Here is a 20,491-nt window from a genome sequence, read left to right as displayed (position 1 = left end):
TGTAACCGGCAAAAATAACAATACATCACACAATAAGAGTTACAACTTACTGCGTGATGTATTGCTATCGTTTAATGAAAAATATTATTTCTATAGGCTCATTAGGAGCTCGTATTATTAGGGCTTATTTCCTTCCGAGACCACTGAATTATCTAAATCAAAAGAGGTCATAACCAATAATCAGTTATCTTAATTGTACTATTTATCGACGCTTTGTATTCCAGCCTTTATATTTCCGGATATTTTCTCCATAAACTCCTGGAAACTAGTATTAGCCTGGTTGGAAGACAATACTTGGCGATTTCGGATACATGTTTGTTCCAATTCTTTAATCTGTTCTTGTTCTTCTTTAGTTAACTCCAGACCCGCCATCATTTTTCCGCGGTGTTCCTGCTTCATTTTTTGAAGATCTTCTACCAACTTACGAGCTTCTGCATCTTGAAATAGTTCATATTCTGCCCGCTTAAATTCTTTGTACACATCTGTTTGAGCAATTGCTTTACCAAGTTCAATGCTCATTTGCATAAGTTCCTCTTCTTGAGCCATATAATATTTCCTCCTTTAAATTAATTCGATAAAGTTAGTTCCCTAGATATTAAATTATAACTGATTACCACAAAATCTTAAAGGAAGAATCTAGATTTCTGCTAAGTATGACAGGGATGAATACAAATTCCGACATATTTCGAGAATCTGCATCCATCCCCTCTTGCAATCAGTCTGAAAATAAGAGATAATTAAATATCTGTCTTAGCAACTGACTGAATTAGTCTTACTCAACGCCAAACATATCGATGACAGGCTTTTTGAAGACTGACCACTCTTTTGTGTTTGGATCCCACTTCATGTTAACAAAGCAATGCCAGTTCTCTTCGTCAAGGGTTGGCTTATCTGTTCTGAAGTAGTATCCAGGCCAACGTGTTTCTTCACGGAAGGATACAGCTTTAAGGTGAGATTCAGCTTGCCATAATCTGTGTTTATTTTCCCAAGCTCTCAGGAGCTCATAGAGATCTCTGGCAGCTATTTTTTCGGAGTCTTCTTTGAGGAACTCGAAAAGTTCTGCTGCGCGAGTTAAGGAAGCTGAGTTCATGTTGAAGAATACGTTAGCTCCACCAACATACTCGTCCATAAGCTTTTGTAAACGATACATGAACTGCCTAGGCATAATGTAAGCAGGGTTAACTTCAGGATCGGTGCTGAAGTCTTTGTTAGCATCAAAAATTTCGAGTGGCTTAACAATTTCAGCTTTTACTGCATCAATAGCCGCTTGATCTGGTTCGATCAGTACGTTGTTCTCTAAGATATATTTAATAGCTGACTTAGCAGCGATGCGGCCTTCAGCATGAGTTCCTGAGGAGAACTTGTGAGGGCAAGCACCGGTAGCGTCTCCGGCAGCAAAGAGTGCAGGTACTGTGGTCATGTTAGCATAACCCCAGAAATAATCTGTTCCAGCGGAAAGGTCTTCAGGACCGGAAACCCAAGCTCCTGAGGATCCCGAGTGAGAACTGATGAAGTATGGCTCGGTAGCAGCGATTTCAGAAGATCTAACTTCAGGCTCAACGTTAGTAGCAGCCCAGAGTAAGGCTTGAGCAATCGTCATATCGAGGAAGTCTTCCCAAGCTTCGTTTTCTAAAGTTTTCATTTTCTTCTTGAAAGCTTTTTCGTCCCCTTCATATGCTTTTGCTAAGTTAGCGATAGCTTCCTCAGTACGCATGTAGAGAGGCCCTTTACCTTCTTTGATATCTTCTAAGCCAAGGAGGTTACGTAGGTTAGCTGGGATCGGCTTAGCTGTGCCGTATTTGCCCCAGTTTTTCAATTCTTCGGCACGGGTTTCCATGTAGTTTTCGCCTAAAGCATTGGTTGCACGGGATTTGAAGAGTAAGAACCAAGCTCCGACAGGACCATAAGCGTCTTTAAAACGAATAGGTACGAAACGAACTTCTTGACAGGTCATTTCTGCTCCGGCCTTCATGGTGAAGTATGCGGAAGAACCTGTGGAGAATGGAGGATACCAAGAACGTCCAGCGCCTTCACCAGTGGATTTAGGTTTGAATACTCCAACCGTACCACCCATAGCACATAGTGTAGCTTTTGCTTTGAAGACATAGATTTTATTCTCACGAACACTAAATCCAACAGCTCCTACGCATTTGCCATCTTTCAACAAAGGCTCAGTGATGAAAACTCTCTCATAAATGTTCTCTTCACCTAAAGCATTCTTAGCAGCTTCAGCTACGATAACTTTATAAGATTCACCGCTGATCATTAATTGCCATTTACCCTCGTGAACATATCCGCCATCTTCGTCTTTCCATAAAGGAAGTCCCCATTTTTCAAACAAATGGACTGAGCTGTCAACGTGCCGTGCGATGTTAGCGACTAAGTCGTCACGGGCAATCCCCATCATGTCATACTTTACGTATTTGACATAATCTTGAACGGTGTTTTTGCCTTCTGCAAGTCCTACATATAAGTTAATAGCGGACAATCCCATTCCGACTGCACCGGAACGCGGCATTGACGCTTTATCAACTAAAATTACTTTAAGTCCATGTTTCTTGCCCCAATAGGCTGCTTCAACAGCTGCACCACAGGACCCCATTCCGCCTCCAATGATGAGAAGGTCGGTTGTTACTTCTACTGTTTCAAAGTTGATTGGCATTGATTTTAACCTCCCTATTTATTCCCTTTTTACAAGAGCTTACTTCTTATAAGTCCATACTGGCATATGCATTGAAGCGGGTTCAGTATACAGTTCGATGCTGTTGATGTCAGTCGTAATTTCATAACCACCATCGGGTACTGCGGAACCTTCTTCGGTCGTACGAATTGGGAATTTAAAGCGTTTGGTCATGCCGTTACGGAATTTAACGGTCCACATAATGCTGTCGGAACTACGAAGTGGTACACAAGAAGCGCCCAGTGGAACGAAGTCAGCATAGCCGCGAACGTCCATTGCTTGTTGTGGGCAGGCCTTAACACAGCACAGGCACTCCCAGCATTGACTAGGATCAAGGTTTACAGCCTTCATTCTTTCTTTGTCTAACAACATTAGGTCATTTGGGCATGCATACATGCAAGCTGTTTTGTCTTGCCCTTTACATCCGTCACATTTTTCCTGCATTACAAAACTTGGCATTCGTTTAACCTCCATCATTCATATATTTTTGAAACTAAACTTAAGAATAATTCTCTTGTTTAATTTTCAAACCATGATTATTTATTTTGAGGAGTAGTACTTAAGAAGAATTTCCAGTACTTCTTTACGGCTGAAGTTGCTAGGTGGTACTTCGCCGGCTGCTAACATAGCTCTTAGCTTAGTGCCGCTGATTTTCAGATGATCTTCTTTGCCGTGTGGGCAAGTTTTTTCAGTAGTCATGCCTTCGCACTTATTGCAATACATAGCTGCTGTCACTTTCAGAGGTTGGCAGAGAATCTCGCCTGGTTTAAAGGTTTCAAAGATTTCTTGTGCTTGATAAGCTGTATAGTAGTCGCCGACACCAGCATGGTCACGACCAACAAGAATGTGGCTGCAGCCGAAGTTTTGGCGGAATATAGCGTGAAGAATTGCCTCGCTAGGTCCTGCATAACGCATTTCCATTGGATATACTTTCATCACAACGTTTTTCGGATTGAAGTAGTTTTTCATGAGAACTTCATAGCACTCTAAACGAGTCTCAGCAGGAATATCTCCAGCTTTGAGTTTACCTACGATTGGGTGAATAAATAATCCATCGCAAACTTCATTTCCCATTTTGCAGAGGAATTCATGTGAGCGGTGTAAAGGATTTCTGGTTTGGAAAGCTGCTACGGTTCCCCAACCTTTTTCGTCGAAGATTGCTCTGGTTTGTGCTGGGGTAGCATAGTAGTCGCCGTATTTAGAAGCATAGCCGAGTTGGCTGAAGGTTACTAATTCTCCGCCGATGTTAACATCGCCCTGAGCCATTACCTTTTTAACGCCATCATGTTCAGCGTCATCTGTGAAGAATACTGCTTTGCACTCTTTTACTTTGTCATACTGATATTTATCATTAACTGTCAAAATGCCGCAATACGTATCTGTTTCATCATCAACTAAAGCAACTTCCATCCCAAGGCTGATGGTCTCAGCTTGTTCCGGGGTCACTGACAAGGTAATCGGGAGAGGCCATGCTAAGCCATTGGTTAAGTGTTTTGTTTCTACAACACTTTCATAATTAGCTTTGTCCATGAACCCGGTTAATGGGCTGAATGCACCCATCCCAATCATTAATAAGTCAGAAGTTTCTCTGGAAGTCATACGAACTACTGGTAATGTTTTAGCTTTTGCTAAAGCATCTGCTCTTTGTGCCTCAGGAAGTAGCACCGGTGTTAATTTTCCACCATGGGGTGGTACTAATTTTGACATCGTCTAATCCTCCTTTAATTTTTTATAATGAATGTGAGTCTACTACAGAAACAAGCGTTTATCCTGCCCATCACCAACAACAATCCTGTCGGAAGAGACATTATATAAACAACGTTTCTGGCATCCCCCCTTTCACTAACACTTTGAGTCTTTTTTCACCATATCAGTTAACCAACCCCATAGCTATAAGCCATCTGAATGTGTTCATATACTTCTAGCATGGGGTTAGTTTAACACCAATATTTGCTCAAAATAACCTGTGTTTATTTCTCAATGGATTCACAAAGGAATTCTGACATTTCCATAACTTTTAATACATCGCCTTTTCCTAATCCAGCACAGGCATCATCCAACATTGTGATGCAGTAAGGGCAAGCTGTAACTATGACATCGGCACTTTGCTTCACTGCGTCATTGATTCGCAACTCACCGAAACGCTCCCCAAAGGGTACTTCAGCCCAAATCCGTCCGCCGCCGCCTGAGCAACAAAGACTCTTATTCTTAGCACGATCTAATTCAACAAATTCTACCCCCGGAACTGCTTGGAGAAGTTCTCTTGGAGCATCGTAAACCAAATTGTGTCGTCCTAGGTAACAAGGATCATGGAATGTAACTTTCTTGGCTAGTTCCCCAGGTAAAGAAAGCTTTCCATCTTTTAGAAGACTGCTCAGAAGTTCGGCATAATGCATAACTTCATACTCTCCGCCCAGCTCCGGATAATCCTCTTTAAAGGCATAGAGGCAATGTGGGGAAGTCGTGATGATTTTCTTAACGCCTTTTCCATTAAACAGGTTAATATTTGATTCAGCGAGTTTTGTAAAGAGTTCCTCATCCCCGATTTTACGAATGGTCTCACCGCAACACTTCTCTTCACCTGTCAAAACTCCAAAACTAACTCCAGCTTTTTGTAAGAGTTTCACAACGCTTTTAGCGATTTTTTGGCTGCGAGTGTCAAAACATGACGTACAGCAGACATAAAGCAGATATTCAGTGTCTTCAGAAAATGCTGGGACATTCAAACCTTCAAGCCAATCAGCTCTCTTCTCCGAAGGACCAGTCCATGGGTTGCCATTAGCATGAAGACTTCCGGCAACAGGCCGTAAATGTCCCGGTAAGATGCCGGCTCCAACGATGGTATTGCGCATAGAACGTACATTTTTAATAATTTCTACGCTTCTCGGACAATTCGACTGGCACATGCCACAGGTAACACAGGCAAAAAGCACACTTTCATCATCAAAACCTTCTAAACCCAGCTGACCTTGTCGTTGCATTTTACGGATATTAAATACTTCGCTAAGCTCACCGGGAACCTGTCGATAAGGACATAGATTGGTGCAGAGACCGCACTGCATACACCAGTTGAGCGTTTCAGCCCCTGAAGAAATAATATATTCTCTCATCTCCAGAGATACTTCTTTTATTTCATCCATAATACTGCTCCTTTGCTATCTAATGGAGACATACCTCCCACCCGGAGTTTAAGGCTTAATTAGGAGGTGTATCTATTGGGGACATACCTCCCACCCGAAGTTAATCATTAATTAGGAGGATGTGTCCCCTTTCCTTATTTCCTAAGATCTACTTAGAACCCTTTGTAGGGGTTGGGGCCCAGTTCATTCAGTTTCTCAGCGAAGTCATCTAACATAGCAGGTATCTTGTCATAATCCGTAATGGAGACTTGATCCATCCGCACACGTTCAGAGTCCAGATCCAACCTGTTTAAGGTCTCTGACACTTTTGATAACCTGATTTCAGCCAACTCACTACCTTTAATGAAGTGGCATTGATAATCATCACCATGCTTGCAGCCTAATAGGAAGATCCCATCAATTCCTTGGGACATTGAATCAGCAATCCAGACCAAGCTTAATGAGCCAAGGCATCTTAGCGGGATAACGCGAACCCAAGCGTTATAATTCAGCCGATTAATACCAGCCATATCCAAAGCTGGGTAAGCATCATTTTCACAAGCGAAGATGAGGATTCTTGGTTTTTCTTCATCTTCATCAGGGACTTCGATTGCTTTAATAAGGTTACCGATCATAGGTACCGAGTAGTTCTTAAATGAAATAATCCGTTCCGGACAAGCTCCCATGCAGATTCCACATCTGCGGCAACGTGTAGGATTTGGCAACGGATTGAATTTATCATCTTCGTTAATCGCACCGAAGGGACATTCCACTGTACAGCGTTTGCATTGGGTACATCTTGACATTGCGAAGTCCGGGAAAGACATATCCCCTACACGAGGATGTACAGCCACACCTTTGGCGCTTGATTCCATACATTGAATAGCCTTTAATGCTGCTCCGGCAGCATCTTCAACGGAGGATAACTCATCCATCGGAGCTCTGACGCTGCCAGCTGCATAAATTCCTGTACGGCGAGTTTCATAAGGGAAGCAGATAAAATGGGAATCTGCATAACCATATTTTAATGTAGGCATCTCCGGACCTTGACGATAGGCAAGATTCAGAAGATTGGACTTGCGGATAATTTCCGGCTTCGGACCATCTTCTTCTTTAGCATCTTCTTCTGCATCAGCCTTAGCAGCTATATCCTCACCAAATGCTGTCGTGGGAACCATACCATTGGCCAAGACCACCATATCTACGCCTTCAGTCGCAATCGTTGCTCCGGATAGAACATCTGTTGCTTCGATGAGAAGGTTCTTATCCCCATCTTCGGTAATTCCATTAATTTCTCCTCGAACGAAGATACCTCCATCTTTTTGCACTTGTTGATAGAGACGCTCGTACTGACCGGCTGCCCGCATATCTTTGTAGAAAATAAATACGTTAGCTTCCGGATTTTGCTCCTTAAGATAAGACGCCTGTTTTAAGGACTCTACACAACAAGTTGCCGAGCAATAGGGTAAATGTTCGGGATCCCGTGAGCCAGCGCATTGGATAAAGGCAATACTCTGTACTTCTTTTCCGTCCGGGCGAACAATTTTGCCCTTAGAAGCCAGTTCTTCCATTTGTTGTGAAGTAATAACATTTTCATATTTACCATAGCCAAGATAGTCTAATTTTGTCGGATCATAAGGGACAGCACCTGTAGCCAGAACCACAGAACCGACTCTTTCCTTCACTGTAGCGCCATTATGACTGATCGATGCATCGAACATACCTGGTGAACCAGCAATTTCTAACATTTCAGCGCTAGTGTATACTGTAATGTCCGGATGAGCTTCAACCTGTTTAATCCACTCAGCGATATCAACCTCTTCAGGAGTTGTAAAAGGTACTTTCCGAGGAGCCTGCTTAAACAAGCCGTTCATCCAGCCGCCAAGAACTGGGCTTTTCTCAACTAAAACTGCTTTGTACCCTGCTTTTGCGGCTTCGAGTGCTGCGCTCATACCTGTCAAACCTCCGCCGACTACCAGCAGGGTTTTGACCATATCCACACCTTGGTAAGGTTCAGGCACATCGATATGTTTCACTTTAGCAAGGCCCATTCTCAAATAATCCTCAGCCATCATCTGAGTATCCTCATCATTAGCCGGTTGACTCCAGATGACCTGCTCTCTGATATTGACCCTTTCCATAATAACTGAGCTGTCAAATTCAAAAACATCGTAATTAACACGTGGTGAGCAAGCAGCTATAAGAACAGTATTGACGCCCTCACTCTCAATGTCATTCTTTATTAGTGCAACCCCTTCTGCTCCGCAGAGAAAGGGGTGTGTTTTACAAACCGGAACCTTGCCTTCCTTGGTGGCAACCTTGGACAGGCTCTCTACTTTCAAGGATTCTCCGATACTACAGCCAGTGCAGATATAAACACCTGTTTTTTTATCCATTGGGCTACCTCCTCACCGTAGATTGAATGGCTTTAAGAGCTGCAGAAGTAGAATCTTTAACCGATGAGGAAACATCCAACGGCTTTTTAACACATCCTGCGCCATAAATCCCTAGTTGTTGTGGATCGGAAACAACAAAGCCATCCTCATCATAGGCTATTGCATCCGGTACATTCGAAGTAGCTGGTACCATTCCTGTTGCAAGTACAACCATGTCGACGGTTTCCTTCATAATCTCACCAGTCAACTGATTTTCCACTTGAACGATTACATCTTTAGTTTCCGGGTCTTCGGAGATTTCGCCAACTTTTCCCTTGATCATAGTAATGTCATCTTGGACTTTGGTATAAAACTCTTCGTGTTTACCCATAGCCCTGACATCTATATAAAACATATAAACCTTTGAATCCGGATACATTGCTTTGACGTAGGTTGCCTGTTTTAGCGAAGCCATACAGCAAACTCCGGAACAATAGGGCAGATGATTTTCGTCACGTGAACCGGCACACTGAACAAAAGCAACTGTTTTAACTTCTTTTCCGTCGGAAGGACGAACAATCTTTCCAGCAGTAGGACCGTTTGAAGCAGCTAGACGCTCCAGCATAACGTTCGTAATAACATTTTGATGCTTACCAAAACCATAATAATCAACCTTCTTGGCATCATAGGGTTCCCAACCCGTCGCCCAAACGATCGATCCAACATTCAAATCAAAGCTTTTTGCCGCCATATCCGTTTCAATAGCGGCGTATTGACATACCTCAACGCATTTTCCGCATTCTGCTCCTAAACACGCCTCACCATCTATAACATACTTCATTGGGAAAGCGAACTCATGAGCCCTATAAATAGCTTTGGTTTTATCCATCCCATAATTAAATTCGTTAGACCTCTCTGCAGGACATACTTCGGAACATTTACCGCAAGCTGTGCAGTTCTGATTTACATAACGGGGATTTAATTTAATTGTTACTGTATAATCTCCTTCTACACCGTCAATCTTTTCAATCTCGGCTAAAGTGAAGAATTTGATCCGGGGATTTTGCTTAATCCGTCTAAAATTAATCTCCAACCCGCAGTTCGGGGGGCACAACTTAGGAAAATACTGGTTCATCTGGGCCACTCTACCACCCAGGTAGGATTTTTGTTCAACCAGATAGACCTCACTTCCTGCTTCGGAAGCTTCAACAGCGGCTGTAAGCCCGCTTACTCCCCCTCCGACCACTAAAATACTCTTATGCGCCATCCTTCTACCTCCCTTATATGTCAATAAAACTCTCGGAATTCACCGAGTCAGTTGGAACAAGGATTCCTCGATCCAACCTTATAGCATTCCTCCTATGATTAATAGGAGATATTTGCTTTCTTATTAGTACTTTGGGGAATAATATAGGATACTCCGCTATCTAAATAAGCTTTTTCCAAGTCTTAATTGTAATCCATTAAGGGAATATGATTTCTTTCACATATGTATATATGACAACTCGTCTAAGGGTATGTCCATAAAACAAAACTAAACGTAATAAAATGCACAAAGTATGTAAAATGTATGTAAAATTATTACTTCCAAAATAAGACTAGCACTCTGGTCGTAATTAGTCAATATGGCGATAATTAAGAAATTTTATTGTATTTTTCTTCGATCTTGGCACGGAATATCTGCCCGAATTTCCAGTCATAGCCTCTTCTTCTCCGCTTTAAACCTTCTCAACATTCAGAATCTTATAATCAACCTTAAATTTTGATTGGTATATGTATTCTTTTTTCTGTTGGGGTAAAGGATTTTAATTGAAAAAATCGACAATAATCAATAGCTCTAAACAGACTGATTGCGAAATTAACCCATATAATTCCTAATATACTTATATCTTCTACATTTACCCCAAGAATTCCTTCCGGTTATTATTTTTTTTTGCTTTGCCTGCCCCCTGCTATAGAGAAACTTCATGTGTAACTGGGCCAATAATTAAGGAGAGTTGTGCATTTTAGATGCCAACTCTCCTTGAAGCTTATAAAATATCAGCTCTCAGTTTCCAGATAAAGTTTAAATAAGGCTTGTGTTCCGCTGTTTTCTTCTCCCCGATCCGCCAATTTCTCGTAGAGGGTCTTTGCCAAAGCTAACCCTGGAGTATACAGGCCCATTTGTTCAGCAGATTCTAAGGCAATCGTCATATCCTTGATAAAATGTTTAACATAGAAACCCGGCTCGAAATTATTGACTAACATACGCGGAGCCAAATTACTCAAAGAAAAACTTGCGGCTGCTCCTGTTTCAATACTTTTCAAAACAGTTTCCGGGCTTAAACCAGCTTTTTGAGCATATGCCATTGCTTCGCAAACTCCAATCATATTGGAGGCTATGGCAATCTGATTGCACATTTTTGTATATTGTCCGGCTCCCGCCTTTCCTTGTAAGACAATGTTTTTTCCCAAGCAATTAAAAATAGGAAGCATTGCTTCAAATGCATCTTTATCTCCGCCCACCATAATAGCTAAGCGGGCTTCTTTTGCACCAACGTCTCCGCCGGATACCGGGGCATCAAGCGCATACATTCCTAAGGTCAAGGCTTTTTCATAGATTTTCTTCGAGAGATCCGGCGATGAAGTTGTCATATCAATTAAGTAACTTCCGCTTTTAGCATGATTGATAATTCCATCGGTTCCTAAGTATACTTCCTCAACATCTTTTGGATAGCCTACCATGGTGATGATAACGTTGCTCTTTCCAGCCAGCTCAGCAATTGTATCTTGCCAAACTGCTCCTGTATTAATTAAATCTTCAGCGCTCGCTTTAGTCCGGTTGTATACAAGCACCTGGTAACCAGCTTTTAACAAATGACCAGCCATGCTTTTACCCATAACTCCTATACCTACAAAGCCAATAATTGTTGTATCTTTCGTTAGTGTCATTGTTATTATATCTCCCTTCAGTTGACCCATCAGAAAAAACTATAGAATATCCTTTAGAATGTGTCAAGTATATTAAGACAGCTGTCATTTGGCTTGCCCTCAAAGGGATGTAAATTCGAGCCGAAAACTTGAATAAAGATAGGCAGGACTTTTCCTGCCTATCTTATTATCTCTTAGCGGCGATGGCTAATAAAATTACTTGCCAGTCTTCCAAAGACCATGAATATTGCAATATTCTCTGACCTCAAGAACCTCGTCCTCTGCAACCAGGAAAGACGCTTCGGGTGCTTGACCTGGTTCAAGTTCAGCTCTCAAAACCTTTTCCTTTGTCAGAACTTCGATAAATCGAATAAAGTGTTTTTCTACCATGGGGTGAGCTTCGCTGCCAACCTTAACTTTGATCCCGCCGGTTATCCCTTCAATGACTGGTACATGTTTTTCTAAACTCGCATCCTGGGTACCCGCCTCTAGTTTCTCCATAGGTTGGTTACAGCAGACCAATGCCGGTGCTCCCGTATGAACAACCTCTACCACATTTCCACAAATCTTACATACATATAAATCTCTTAAGTTTGTCATGTTTTACCCCTCCGCTTCATTCACCTGTCTATGTATTAGTATTCTCCAAAAAAAGCAATTTTCCTCCTTATAGAAATTACTTTTTTAGAATTAAAATCAAAAGAAGTTCTTTGGCTAGGGGGGCTCTAGACATAAATACCCATTAAGAAAATGCCGATTACCTTGCCCCAAATTTCCCAAAACTGAGAAATCGGCAGCGGATTAATTCCGTGTCCGCACTCGATTGTAAATCCTGGCCGTCTCCATTCCTGAATAAACCAATCTTTATACCCTGCATCACTTTCCACATACTGTATGGCTTCGTAGCCACTTACTTCAACGAACCGATTTACGATCTGCCGTGATTCACTTGGCTCTAATCCCCTATACCCCCAATAAATCTCCTCACCTTGAGTATGAAAAGCACTTACTAAGCGAAAATTATGTGACCTGGTAAACTGAGCCATCGCCCTGGACTCAGGCTCGGAAAGAGGGGCAGTACCCGGATAGTCTCTGGGTGATGGGCTTGAGGACGCTCGTCTGGAAACTTCGGTTTCCCAGTAAGCAGGAAACTGATCATTTAAATCCACACCTCGAATATTAGCCTTCCAGCCACTAAAATCCCGGGATCCGCGATTAATTTGTACGGCGTTGGTATAGACTGTTGTGTTCGTATCGATTTTTCCCTGCACTAGCTGTACACCATCTGGATTGACCATAGGAACAACCCATAAAGAAGCACTGTCAAATAAGCTTTTAATATTAAAGGAGCCAATTTTCTTCCCTGAAGCATAGGCTTTGGCATATACTTCGATAAACTTCATCAATAATAAGGTTGTAATCCACTCATTGGCATGAAACGAACCGTTGTAATGCACTTCTTTGTTCCCATGCCCTAACTTCACAGCAGGAATAGACCGTCCCATTACGGTTGATCCGATAGATGTGATCTGGATAAAGGGATAGATTTCTTGCAAATTATTAAGATCATTTTGCATTTCATTATACCCGTAGCTCTCTCTGGGAATTACTATCGTTCTCTGAGCCGCGGTACTTGGTATGTTAATCACTTGGCCTGGCATAATCATGCCAGGGTTTTTGATAGTTGGGTTGGCCGAAACTAGCGAGCTTAAGTCTATTCCATATTTCTTAGCAATTATATAGAGCGTCTCCCCTTTTTTAACCGTGTGTCTGGTCACTGGTTATTCACACCCCTCTGTAATAATTACCTATGTAACTATGTAGCCATGTAATATTTAGTATTTTAGTTATAAGGAATATATACCAGACTTTAATTCTTTGTGTCTGATACTTACCTTTCACATGAGCTTGGCCCAAAGACTCAGGTCGGAAATGAACCAAAAACGAAAAGCCAGTCGCTTCTGGGAAGCAACTGGCCCGCTAAATGTATCAACCATATCAATTTACACTTAATGAACGCATATTCAAGGCAACAAACTCTTAGAATACATCCTTAACAATTCTCTGCAGGTCACTGGCAGAGCGGCAGCGGTAAACTTTGGAACAATAGGCTTGGTATTCTTTCATGACATTATCCGGCTCTGACCACTCCTTCAGTTCTAAGGGATTCAGCCAAAACACTTTATGTACTTTTTCAGAAATCCGTGCTAGGTATTCCGGCTGAGCCTGACGATAATTGTTCTTACCATCTCCCATGATCATGAGGATTGCCTGTGATGATATCTCACTAAGTTTGTACTCGGCAAGCTCCTTAAAGACCGCTCCATAATCTGAAAACCCCAAACTCACTTTATGCCCCCAGCTCTTAATCTCTTGCTTTACCCCGCTGAGATCATCCCCCCAAACATACTCAGTAACATCCCAAACTGAATCGATAAAAAAGAATACCCGTATTTTTCGGAAACGAGTTCTTAGACATGTCACCAAATAGATTAAGAATTCTACAAAGGAAGCCATGGAATTTGAAACATCACAAAGTACCACCAATTCTGGTGCATGGGGAATTCTATACCGATAGCACAAGTCAAAAAAGTGTCCATCCCACTGAACACTTTGGCGAACGATTCTAGCAATGTCAATCGTCCCTTTAGTATGGGATTTCCAGCGCAACCCTGGCCGTAAGGCTAGTTTCCGAGCCCATCTTCGAATACTTGATCTAACAAGCTCCTTTTCCTCTTCTGTTAGGGTACTTAACGGTTTAAATAGCCAATGCTGACGAACAAGGGGCTGCCAGCTGTTATCAAGCGTAACCTGGCTCATCAAGACCTTCTGCCGGATTTCACTCAGGATAGAAGCCCGGGTGTTTTGATGGCTGAACCATTCATCCTCAGAAAGAATACCTCTCTGATACGCTAAGTCAAAGGAATTAATCCAAGTATAATAATCAATGTCTGCCAAAACTGCTTTGACAATCTCTTCAAACTCTATCCCTTTTCCCGCTAACTCCTCAAGCCGGGAAAAGGGGATCAAATTAGAAATTCGAAAAAGATCGGGCCTATCCCCTATAGACGTCAGGCTGATACCTCCCGTACCACGGCCCACACCCTGACCGCCTATTCCTTGACTATCACTGTTTTCAGCAATCCTCTTTTCAGAGGTCCCGTTTCGAGAATTCTCCGGTTCGGAGAATTGAGCATTTTCAACGACGATTTTCCAAACCGTCTCAAAGATGGCAGCGTCTTGGGGCCGATGAATAAATAATGATTTTATAACTTGTTTATGAGGTAAGGTTGGATATCGCTCCAAGCAAGTTCGCGCATCAAAAATATCCTGCGAAGAAATCGATATAGAAACCTGTCTAAGAGCATTTACTAGCCTGATAAAAACCCATCCATTCATAGTTTCCATCCCTTTATTTAGCGAGGTTCGAAGTTCGAGGCACGAGGTTCGGGGTAAAGGCACCCTGCATCAGTATACAATGCCAAGATTTAACGTCTATTTAGTGTTTCGCTCTCCCATTTTTTCAGACGCTCCTCTAGTTTAGCAACATCCTTTGGATATTTCAGCAATACGCTGAGGGTTCCCATCAGATCTCCATAGTTCAATTGCTCTTTATGCAGAGCGCTTAAGGAGCGGGCGAAGTCAATGGTTTCAGAAACACTGGGAAGCTTTTGCAAAGGTAATTTCCTTACCTTGGCAACAAACTCACAAACATCCTTAATCAATCCTTCCGCAAGCTCAGGCGCGTGGGAACTAAGAATGGATATTTCCCGTTCCAGAGATGGGTACGACAAATAGATATGGATACAGCGCCGTCTTAGTGCATCACTAAAGTCCCGGGAATTGTTACTGGTTAAGATGACGACAGGTTTTGTTTTTGAAGTTAAGGTCCCCAATTCAGGAATTGAAACCTGTTGTTCAGCAAGTAACTCCAGGAGAAAGCTCTCAAACTCTTCGTCACTCTTATCTAATTCATCAATGAGTAACAGAACCGGTTCGGGAGAGAGGATTGCTTCCAAAAGGGGCCGGGAAAGCAGAAACTCTTCTGAAAAAAGATCAAATTTTATCTCATCCCAGTCTTCCGTTTTAGCAAGCTGCAAGCGCAAAAGCTGTTTAGCATAATTCCAATCATATAGGGCCTTACTTATATCAAGACCTTCATAACACTGCAACCTTATCAATCGCCGCTTTTCCGCTCGTGCCAGTGCTAAGGCCAATTGTGTCTTGCCTACTCCGGCCGGTCCTTCAATGAGACAAGGTTTTTCTAAGGCCAAGGCAAGGAACAAGGTGGTTGCTGCCTCTTGATCTATAAGATAGCCTTCATCCTCAAGTTCTTTAGCTAAATCTAAGGGAGATGTCAGCATCATCTCAGTTTCCTCCATATCGTTTACATCCTATCTTCAATAAGTGATCGGACCAAGTTATAAGAAGAAAATTCACCAAGACTAAAATATGCAATTGTTGGGGTTAAAGGAAAGATCTCTTTGGAAATTTCTTTAATACTCAGGCCTTTCTGGAAAAGAGTCAGGATTTGACCCTGTAGTTCTTCCAGATAAGCGAGCTTCTGCTCAATTAAATGATATCCGTTTTCAATTTTTCCTCCATGAGCACAATATATGGTGTCAAAGTTTTCCTTCAATAGTGAGCGTAAAGATTCCATTAGGAGGGGGATATTTTCTTTGCGCCGAACAACCCGCGTCTTATGATGGAGAAATAGGTCCCCGCTGAATAACCGTCCTTTCTCTCTTTCCAAAAATACGACATGGTCTGTGGTATGCCCGGGAGTTTTAATCACTTCAAAGCGGGAATGTTCGTTTTCGATGAAATCAGGCAGCGGCTTTGCTTGAAAGCCTATTCTAGGCCCCCAAAATGCTAACCGATAGAGCGGTATATCCCCTTTATAGCGGCAAATACTTAATGATTCGGGATGTATATAAGCAGGAATTTGAAGTTTTTTTACCAGATATGCCGTATTTCCCGTATGGTCTTCGTGAAAATGAGTATGCACTATTTTATCGGGTCGGTTTTGCCGGCAAAAATCCATGATCCCTTTCTGAAGTCTGTGGGGACCGCTATCTATGAGCATTCCGTCTACTATATAAGCATAGACATTGAGCGTAGTACCCAACATTCGAACAATACTGTTAAAAACTCTAACCTCCTGAGTTTTATCCTGCCTATTTTGACGATGCATTCCATGGATCGACATACAAGAAAACCCCTTTTCTTTGGATCTCCTCCCAACATTTACTTAATAAGTATACTACCTGTGAGTGAACTCGTTCAACATAAGATTCCACCTGATAAACAAGATGTTATTCATCCCTTCTTCTTTAACGTCTTCCTTGGAGCAACAATTTTTCCCTGAAACATCTCTTTAGGATTAATCCTGATTTCATAAGCACGTTCAAGCCTTTTCAAATATAAAGCCTCTTTTGAGTTTACAATGGATATGGCAATTCCCTTATTCCCCGCCCTGCCCGTCCTGCCAACCCGATGCAAATAGAGCTGCGGATCTTCCGGCAGATCGAGGTTAAAGACATGGGTAATCCCTTTGATGTCCAATCCTCTGGCAGCCAGATCTGATGCTACCAGTAAGGTACTTCTTCCGCTTCTGAAATCATCCATAGCTTTCTTTCGCTCCGACTTATTAGCCCCGCCGTAAATTCCTTCAGCTTCTAAGCCATGATAGTTAAGCTTTTCCACCATTTTTTCGATCTCTTCACTTTTGTTAATAAAAATCAAGGCCCGCGTGGGAACAAGCATTCGAATCAGCTTCCTCAGAACTTCGATTTTATCTCTCTGTTCCGCGGCAAAGAACATATGCTCAACAGTAGGTGCTATTACAATTTTATCCGTAACTCGGATGACTTCAGGCGTCTTTAATACTTCGGAAGCCTTTTGATAAGTTGCCGGAGGTAATGTGGCTGAAAATAATAAAAGCTGAGTTCTGCTTAAGGTCGTCTTAATGACCGATTTAACAAGAGATGCATTAGTTTCATCGAGCAGACGATCTGCCTCATCAAGAACGATCGTCTTAACGGTCTGAGCAACAATCTTTTTCTTCTGAATTAATTCAAGAATTCTCCCGCTGGAACCTACGATAATGTGCTGCTTCTGTTTGAGCTTTTCTATCTGCCGTGCTATATTCACATTTCCGATGATTGCGGTCGACGTGACAGCTAAACCGGAGTTTTTGGCCAAAATTTCCATTTCGCGCTGAATCTGAATGGCCAGCTCATGGGTCGGCGTGAGAATCATCGCTTGGGTTTCTTTCCTTTGTGTATCGATTTTCTGAAATAGCGGTAATAGATAGGCTAAGGTTTTGCCCGTGCCTGTTTCTGACTGACCCAATACATCTCTACCGGCTAAAATAAAAGGGATCGCTTGTTCCTGAATCGCAGTTGGTTCAAGAATTTCTTGTAGTTTCAGGGCATTTACCAAAGCTTCGTCAAGCCCAAGCTGATTGAAGGTATTCATTGATTATCCATCCTATCTATAAATTGGTATTATGATATCATTATAACCTTTCTCTTTGATAATAAGAAATATCTTTAGCAAAGCATGACTTTCTAACTTGAAGGATAAGTAAACACACTCAAATTTATACCGGGTATAACTATCTATAATTTCACACAATTCCATTAAAACTATAAGATGATAGTGGAATTGTCTAGTAAGGAGGGGATAGGATAATTGTCTGACCATCAAACATATTGTAAAACTCTTCAACATTTCTTGGCAGTTGCGCCCTTTATCAATCAATTTGTTATTGACGATATTGGGTTATTCATCTCTGATACAGAAAAGGTTATTTGGGACATTGTTCCTAAAACATTCAAATGGGATAAAGCATCTTATGTAGGTGAGATACCAGGTCCAGGATGGGTGTCTTATGATGCCATTCAACAACGAAAACGGGTTGTTAAAGAAGTAGGTAAAGAAGGATTCGGCGTACCCTACATAGCCGTAGCAATTCCGATCTTTGAAAATGACGATGTCGTAGGTGCTATTGCTATTCAACAGTCAGTGGACGGAAGAGAGCGACTCTTTGAAATTGCCAATTCTCTAAATAAAATCATTAAGGCTGTAGACAGTAATGTTCAACAAATTGCGGCTGAAGCAGAAGAACTGTCGGCGACGGGTCAACAATTAGGTATTATCTCTCAGAATACTAAATTTCAAGTTGATGAAACAGATACGATTATTGGAGATATTCACAAAATTGCCGCTCAAACAAATTTACTTGGGCTTAACGCTGCCATTGAGGCTGCGCGTGTTGGCGTACATGGTCAAGGGTTTTCTGTAGTTGCTGATGAAGTTCGCAAACTCGCTAAAACCAGTTCGGGTTCATCTAAAAATATTCAAGTTACCCTGAAGAAGATTCAAGAAGCGGTCGAGCAAATCAATGCTGCTGTTAATGAAATGGCCTTAGTTTCCGATCATCAAGCCGCTGCTCTGACAGAAGTTACCCCTTCGGTCAATGAACTATCTAAATTAGCCGATTCTATTGTCAAATTAGCCAAAGATCTAACCACAGATCATTATGCCCGCAGCTAATTCATAGTGAACTCCTTCAGCTAAAACTGAACATAGAGACTTCGGTGGTGGACTCTACCCTCACCTTTTGAATTGATAAAAAGCCAACGAAGCCCAATCTGTAGGATTGAGCTTTGTTGGCTTTTTAAGTAATATGCTCTTCTAATGTTTTACTATTTACCAATAATGATTAGTCTTATCTTAGTTGAGCTTTTAGTTTTTCTTTATCCAGCAAAAAGTCCAATCGCTTAATCTCTTGCCCTCTATTCAATACAACAACTGATGGCACGATTTGGACATCATACTTTTGGGCAAGATTTTTCTTAGTAGCCGTATCGATTTTCACCACTTTGCAGGGTTCCGCTAGTTCTTGATTTGCCTCTTCTAATAAAGTGCTGAACTCCAAGCTTTCAGTATTTAAGGCATTGAAGAAAAGCAAGAGAACCTTTTTGTCACTTTTCAGTACACTCGTACTAAACCCATTCAGTTCCTCAATATAGCGCTCTGCAGCAACTGCGGCCGTTGCCCCATCACCTGCAGCTGAAACCACTTGCCTTAAATATTTAACCCGATTGTCCCCCACCGCATATACCCCTTCGAGATTCGTTTCCATCAAGTCATTAACGGGTATATAGCCTATTCTGTCCATCCCAATGCCGCTTTCCTTAAGAAAATGAGTCGAAGGAATCATCCCCACAAAGAAAAAAACACCCTGGCAAGCAAGCTCGCTTGAACGGCCCGTTTTTAAGTTCTTGATTTTAACCCCCTCGACATTAGCCTCACCCAGAACTTCTTCAATGGTGGAGTTCCATACAAACTCCATCGTTTCATTTTGGAAGGCCCTTTCCGCACTCACTTTATTGCAATCGAGAACCCCTTCATCGTGGAGTACAATCACGGTGACTTTGCGAGCGAACTTGGTAATGTACATGCCTTCTTCAATAGCCTGATCCCCGCTGCCGACGACAACAACATCTTCCCCTTCAAAAAACTCAGCATCACAGGTTGCACAATAGGCTACCCCACTGCCCTGAAGCCGCTTTTCTCCGGGTATATTTAATAGTCTCGGCTCACTGCCACAGGCAATGATAACCGCTTTGGCCGTGTATTCTTTCTTTTTTTTGGTACAGATGATTTTTTCTTCTTGAGAAAAGTTGACACTCACAACTTCATCTCGTGAAAATTCAACACCAAAGGAATCGGCATGCTTTTTAAAGTCTTTCATAAGATCGGGTCCACTGATTTGACCATAGCCCGGATAATTGACAATTTCTCGTGTCGTATTGACCAAACCGCCAACCGTACCTTTGTTGATAACCAGAGTTCTCAGCTTCGCTCTTCCCCCATAAATAGCTGCCGTGAGTCCTGCGGGGCCCCCGCCGATAATGATTAAATCGTACGCCACATCTCCCATTTTCCTGAATTACTTCCTCTCTGTAGAATGTTATAGTGATTACGATTCCAGAACCTCCGCAATCTTATCTATGATTTTATCTTCGTCAACGGCCCCTGCCAGTTTTGCTTGATATTCCCCATCCTTAAAGAAAAGAATCTGAGGAACACCTTTTAAGGAGAATCTTTGGAACAAGTTTTTATCTTCTTCTACATCCACGTAATAGAATCCAAACTTGTCTAGGTAATCCGGTTGAAGCTCCTCCAAAAGAGGAACAACCTCTTTACAAACGTGACAGGCTTTTCTAGAGAAAATAACGAGACAGGATTCCTCATTATCATAGATAATTTTTTCGAAACTATTTACATTTAATTGTTCTAAGGACATAGTTTCCACTCCTTTAAACTGGCTTGAAGAATAGAAGCAGGCTATTCCACGAAGTCAATTTTAAGTGAATTAGCCTGCCTTTTTATAA

17 protein-coding genes are annotated in these 20,491 nt (G+C 41.9%); 1 reads left to right on the top strand and 16 read right to left on the bottom strand.

Going from position 1 to position 20,491, the window contains the following annotated elements; all coding sequences use genetic code 11:
- Positions 1–198 precede the first annotated feature (198 nt).
- The 14 genes from DESYODRAFT_RS08335 to DESYODRAFT_RS08270 all read right to left on the bottom strand — a co-directional run bounded on the left by DESYODRAFT_RS08335 (position 199) and on the right by DESYODRAFT_RS08270 (position 17,564).
- Entirely contained in the window at positions 199–546 is a 348-nt protein-coding gene (locus DESYODRAFT_RS08335) for a YlbF/YmcA family competence regulator (RefSeq protein ID WP_007781746.1), read from the bottom strand.
- 226 nt (positions 547–772) lie between these two features.
- The gene (gene aprA / locus DESYODRAFT_RS08330) at positions 773–2,662 is read right to left on the bottom strand and encodes an adenylyl-sulfate reductase subunit alpha (RefSeq protein WP_007781743.1); all 1,890 of its coding nucleotides are present in this window, start codon (positions 2,660–2,662) and stop codon (positions 773–775) included.
- A gap of 39 nt (positions 2,663–2,701) precedes the next feature.
- Positions 2,702–3,139, bottom strand: coding sequence for an adenylyl-sulfate reductase subunit beta (aprB, locus tag DESYODRAFT_RS08325; RefSeq protein ID WP_007781741.1), 438 nt, complete (start codon positions 3,137–3,139; stop codon positions 2,702–2,704).
- Positions 3,140–3,220: 81 nt separating this feature from the next.
- Positions 3,221–4,387, bottom strand: a complete 1,167-nt coding sequence (sat, locus tag DESYODRAFT_RS08320; protein ID WP_007781740.1) for a sulfate adenylyltransferase — start codon at positions 4,385–4,387, stop codon at positions 3,221–3,223.
- A gap of 263 nt (positions 4,388–4,650) precedes the next feature.
- Positions 4,651–5,820: a (Fe-S)-binding protein gene (locus DESYODRAFT_RS08315; protein WP_007781737.1), complete on the bottom strand. Its 1,170-nt coding sequence runs from the start codon at positions 5,818–5,820 to the stop codon at positions 4,651–4,653.
- Positions 5,821–5,972: 152 nt separating this feature from the next.
- Positions 5,973–8,195 carry a hydrogenase iron-sulfur subunit gene (locus tag DESYODRAFT_RS08310; protein ID WP_007781736.1) on the bottom strand — a complete coding sequence of 741 codons (2,223 nt, stop codon included), beginning with the start codon at positions 8,193–8,195 and terminating at the stop codon, positions 5,973–5,975.
- A gap of 4 nt (positions 8,196–8,199) precedes the next feature.
- Positions 8,200–9,441 carry a CoB--CoM heterodisulfide reductase iron-sulfur subunit A family protein gene (locus DESYODRAFT_RS08305; protein ID WP_007781734.1) on the bottom strand — a complete coding sequence of 414 codons (1,242 nt, stop codon included), beginning with the start codon at positions 9,439–9,441 and terminating at the stop codon, positions 8,200–8,202.
- Between the two features lie 773 nt (positions 9,442–10,214).
- A complete protein-coding gene (locus DESYODRAFT_RS08300) occupies positions 10,215–11,105 on the bottom strand; it encodes an NAD(P)-dependent oxidoreductase (protein WP_007781733.1) in 891 nt (296 codons plus the stop codon).
- 195 nt (positions 11,106–11,300) lie between these two features.
- A complete protein-coding gene (locus DESYODRAFT_RS08295; RefSeq protein ID WP_007781731.1) occupies positions 11,301–11,684 on the bottom strand; it encodes a desulfoferrodoxin in 384 nt (127 codons plus the stop codon).
- Positions 11,685–11,809: 125 nt separating this feature from the next.
- Positions 11,810–12,862: a M14 family zinc carboxypeptidase gene (locus DESYODRAFT_RS08290; RefSeq protein ID WP_007781728.1), complete on the bottom strand. Its 1,053-nt coding sequence runs from the start codon at positions 12,860–12,862 to the stop codon at positions 11,810–11,812.
- A 262-nt stretch (positions 12,863–13,124) separates the two neighbouring features.
- Positions 13,125–14,483 carry a VWA domain-containing protein gene (locus tag DESYODRAFT_RS08285; protein WP_007781727.1) on the bottom strand — a complete coding sequence of 453 codons (1,359 nt, stop codon included), beginning with the start codon at positions 14,481–14,483 and terminating at the stop codon, positions 13,125–13,127.
- Between the two features lie 89 nt (positions 14,484–14,572).
- A complete protein-coding gene (locus DESYODRAFT_RS08280) occupies positions 14,573–15,451 on the bottom strand; it encodes an AAA family ATPase (RefSeq protein ID WP_007781725.1) in 879 nt (292 codons plus the stop codon).
- A 20-nt stretch (positions 15,452–15,471) separates the two neighbouring features.
- Complete coding sequence (locus DESYODRAFT_RS08275) at positions 15,472–16,293, bottom strand: MBL fold metallo-hydrolase (protein WP_007781719.1); 822 nt, start codon at positions 16,291–16,293, stop codon at positions 15,472–15,474.
- Positions 16,294–16,403: 110 nt separating this feature from the next.
- The gene (locus tag DESYODRAFT_RS08270; RefSeq protein ID WP_007781717.1) at positions 16,404–17,564 is read right to left on the bottom strand and encodes a DEAD/DEAH box helicase; all 1,161 of its coding nucleotides are present in this window, start codon (positions 17,562–17,564) and stop codon (positions 16,404–16,406) included.
- 216 nt (positions 17,565–17,780) lie between these two features.
- On the opposite strand from DESYODRAFT_RS08270, the gene DESYODRAFT_RS08265 reads away from it, so the two are divergent.
- Positions 17,781–18,644, top strand: coding sequence for a methyl-accepting chemotaxis protein (locus DESYODRAFT_RS08265; RefSeq protein WP_007781714.1), 864 nt, complete (start codon positions 17,781–17,783; stop codon positions 18,642–18,644).
- A gap of 175 nt (positions 18,645–18,819) precedes the next feature.
- On the opposite strand, the gene trxB is transcribed toward DESYODRAFT_RS08265, so the two are convergent.
- Together trxB and DESYODRAFT_RS08255 are read right to left on the bottom strand one after the other, a co-directional pair.
- Positions 18,820–20,037: a thioredoxin-disulfide reductase gene (gene trxB / locus DESYODRAFT_RS08260; protein WP_042338353.1), complete on the bottom strand. Its 1,218-nt coding sequence runs from the start codon at positions 20,035–20,037 to the stop codon at positions 18,820–18,822.
- Between the two features lie 39 nt (positions 20,038–20,076).
- On the bottom strand, positions 20,077–20,403 hold the full coding sequence (locus tag DESYODRAFT_RS08255; protein WP_007781709.1) for a thioredoxin family protein: 327 nt from the start codon (positions 20,401–20,403) through the stop codon (positions 20,077–20,079).
- Positions 20,404–20,491: the final 88 nt, after the last annotated feature.

This window comes from Desulfosporosinus youngiae DSM 17734, from assembly GCF_000244895.1.
GTDB classification, from domain to species: Bacteria; Bacillota; Desulfitobacteriia; order Desulfitobacteriales; family Desulfitobacteriaceae; genus Desulfosporosinus; species Desulfosporosinus youngiae.
The sequence above is the reverse complement of the archived record's forward strand: the minus strand, read 5'-3'. Positions and strand labels throughout refer to the sequence as shown.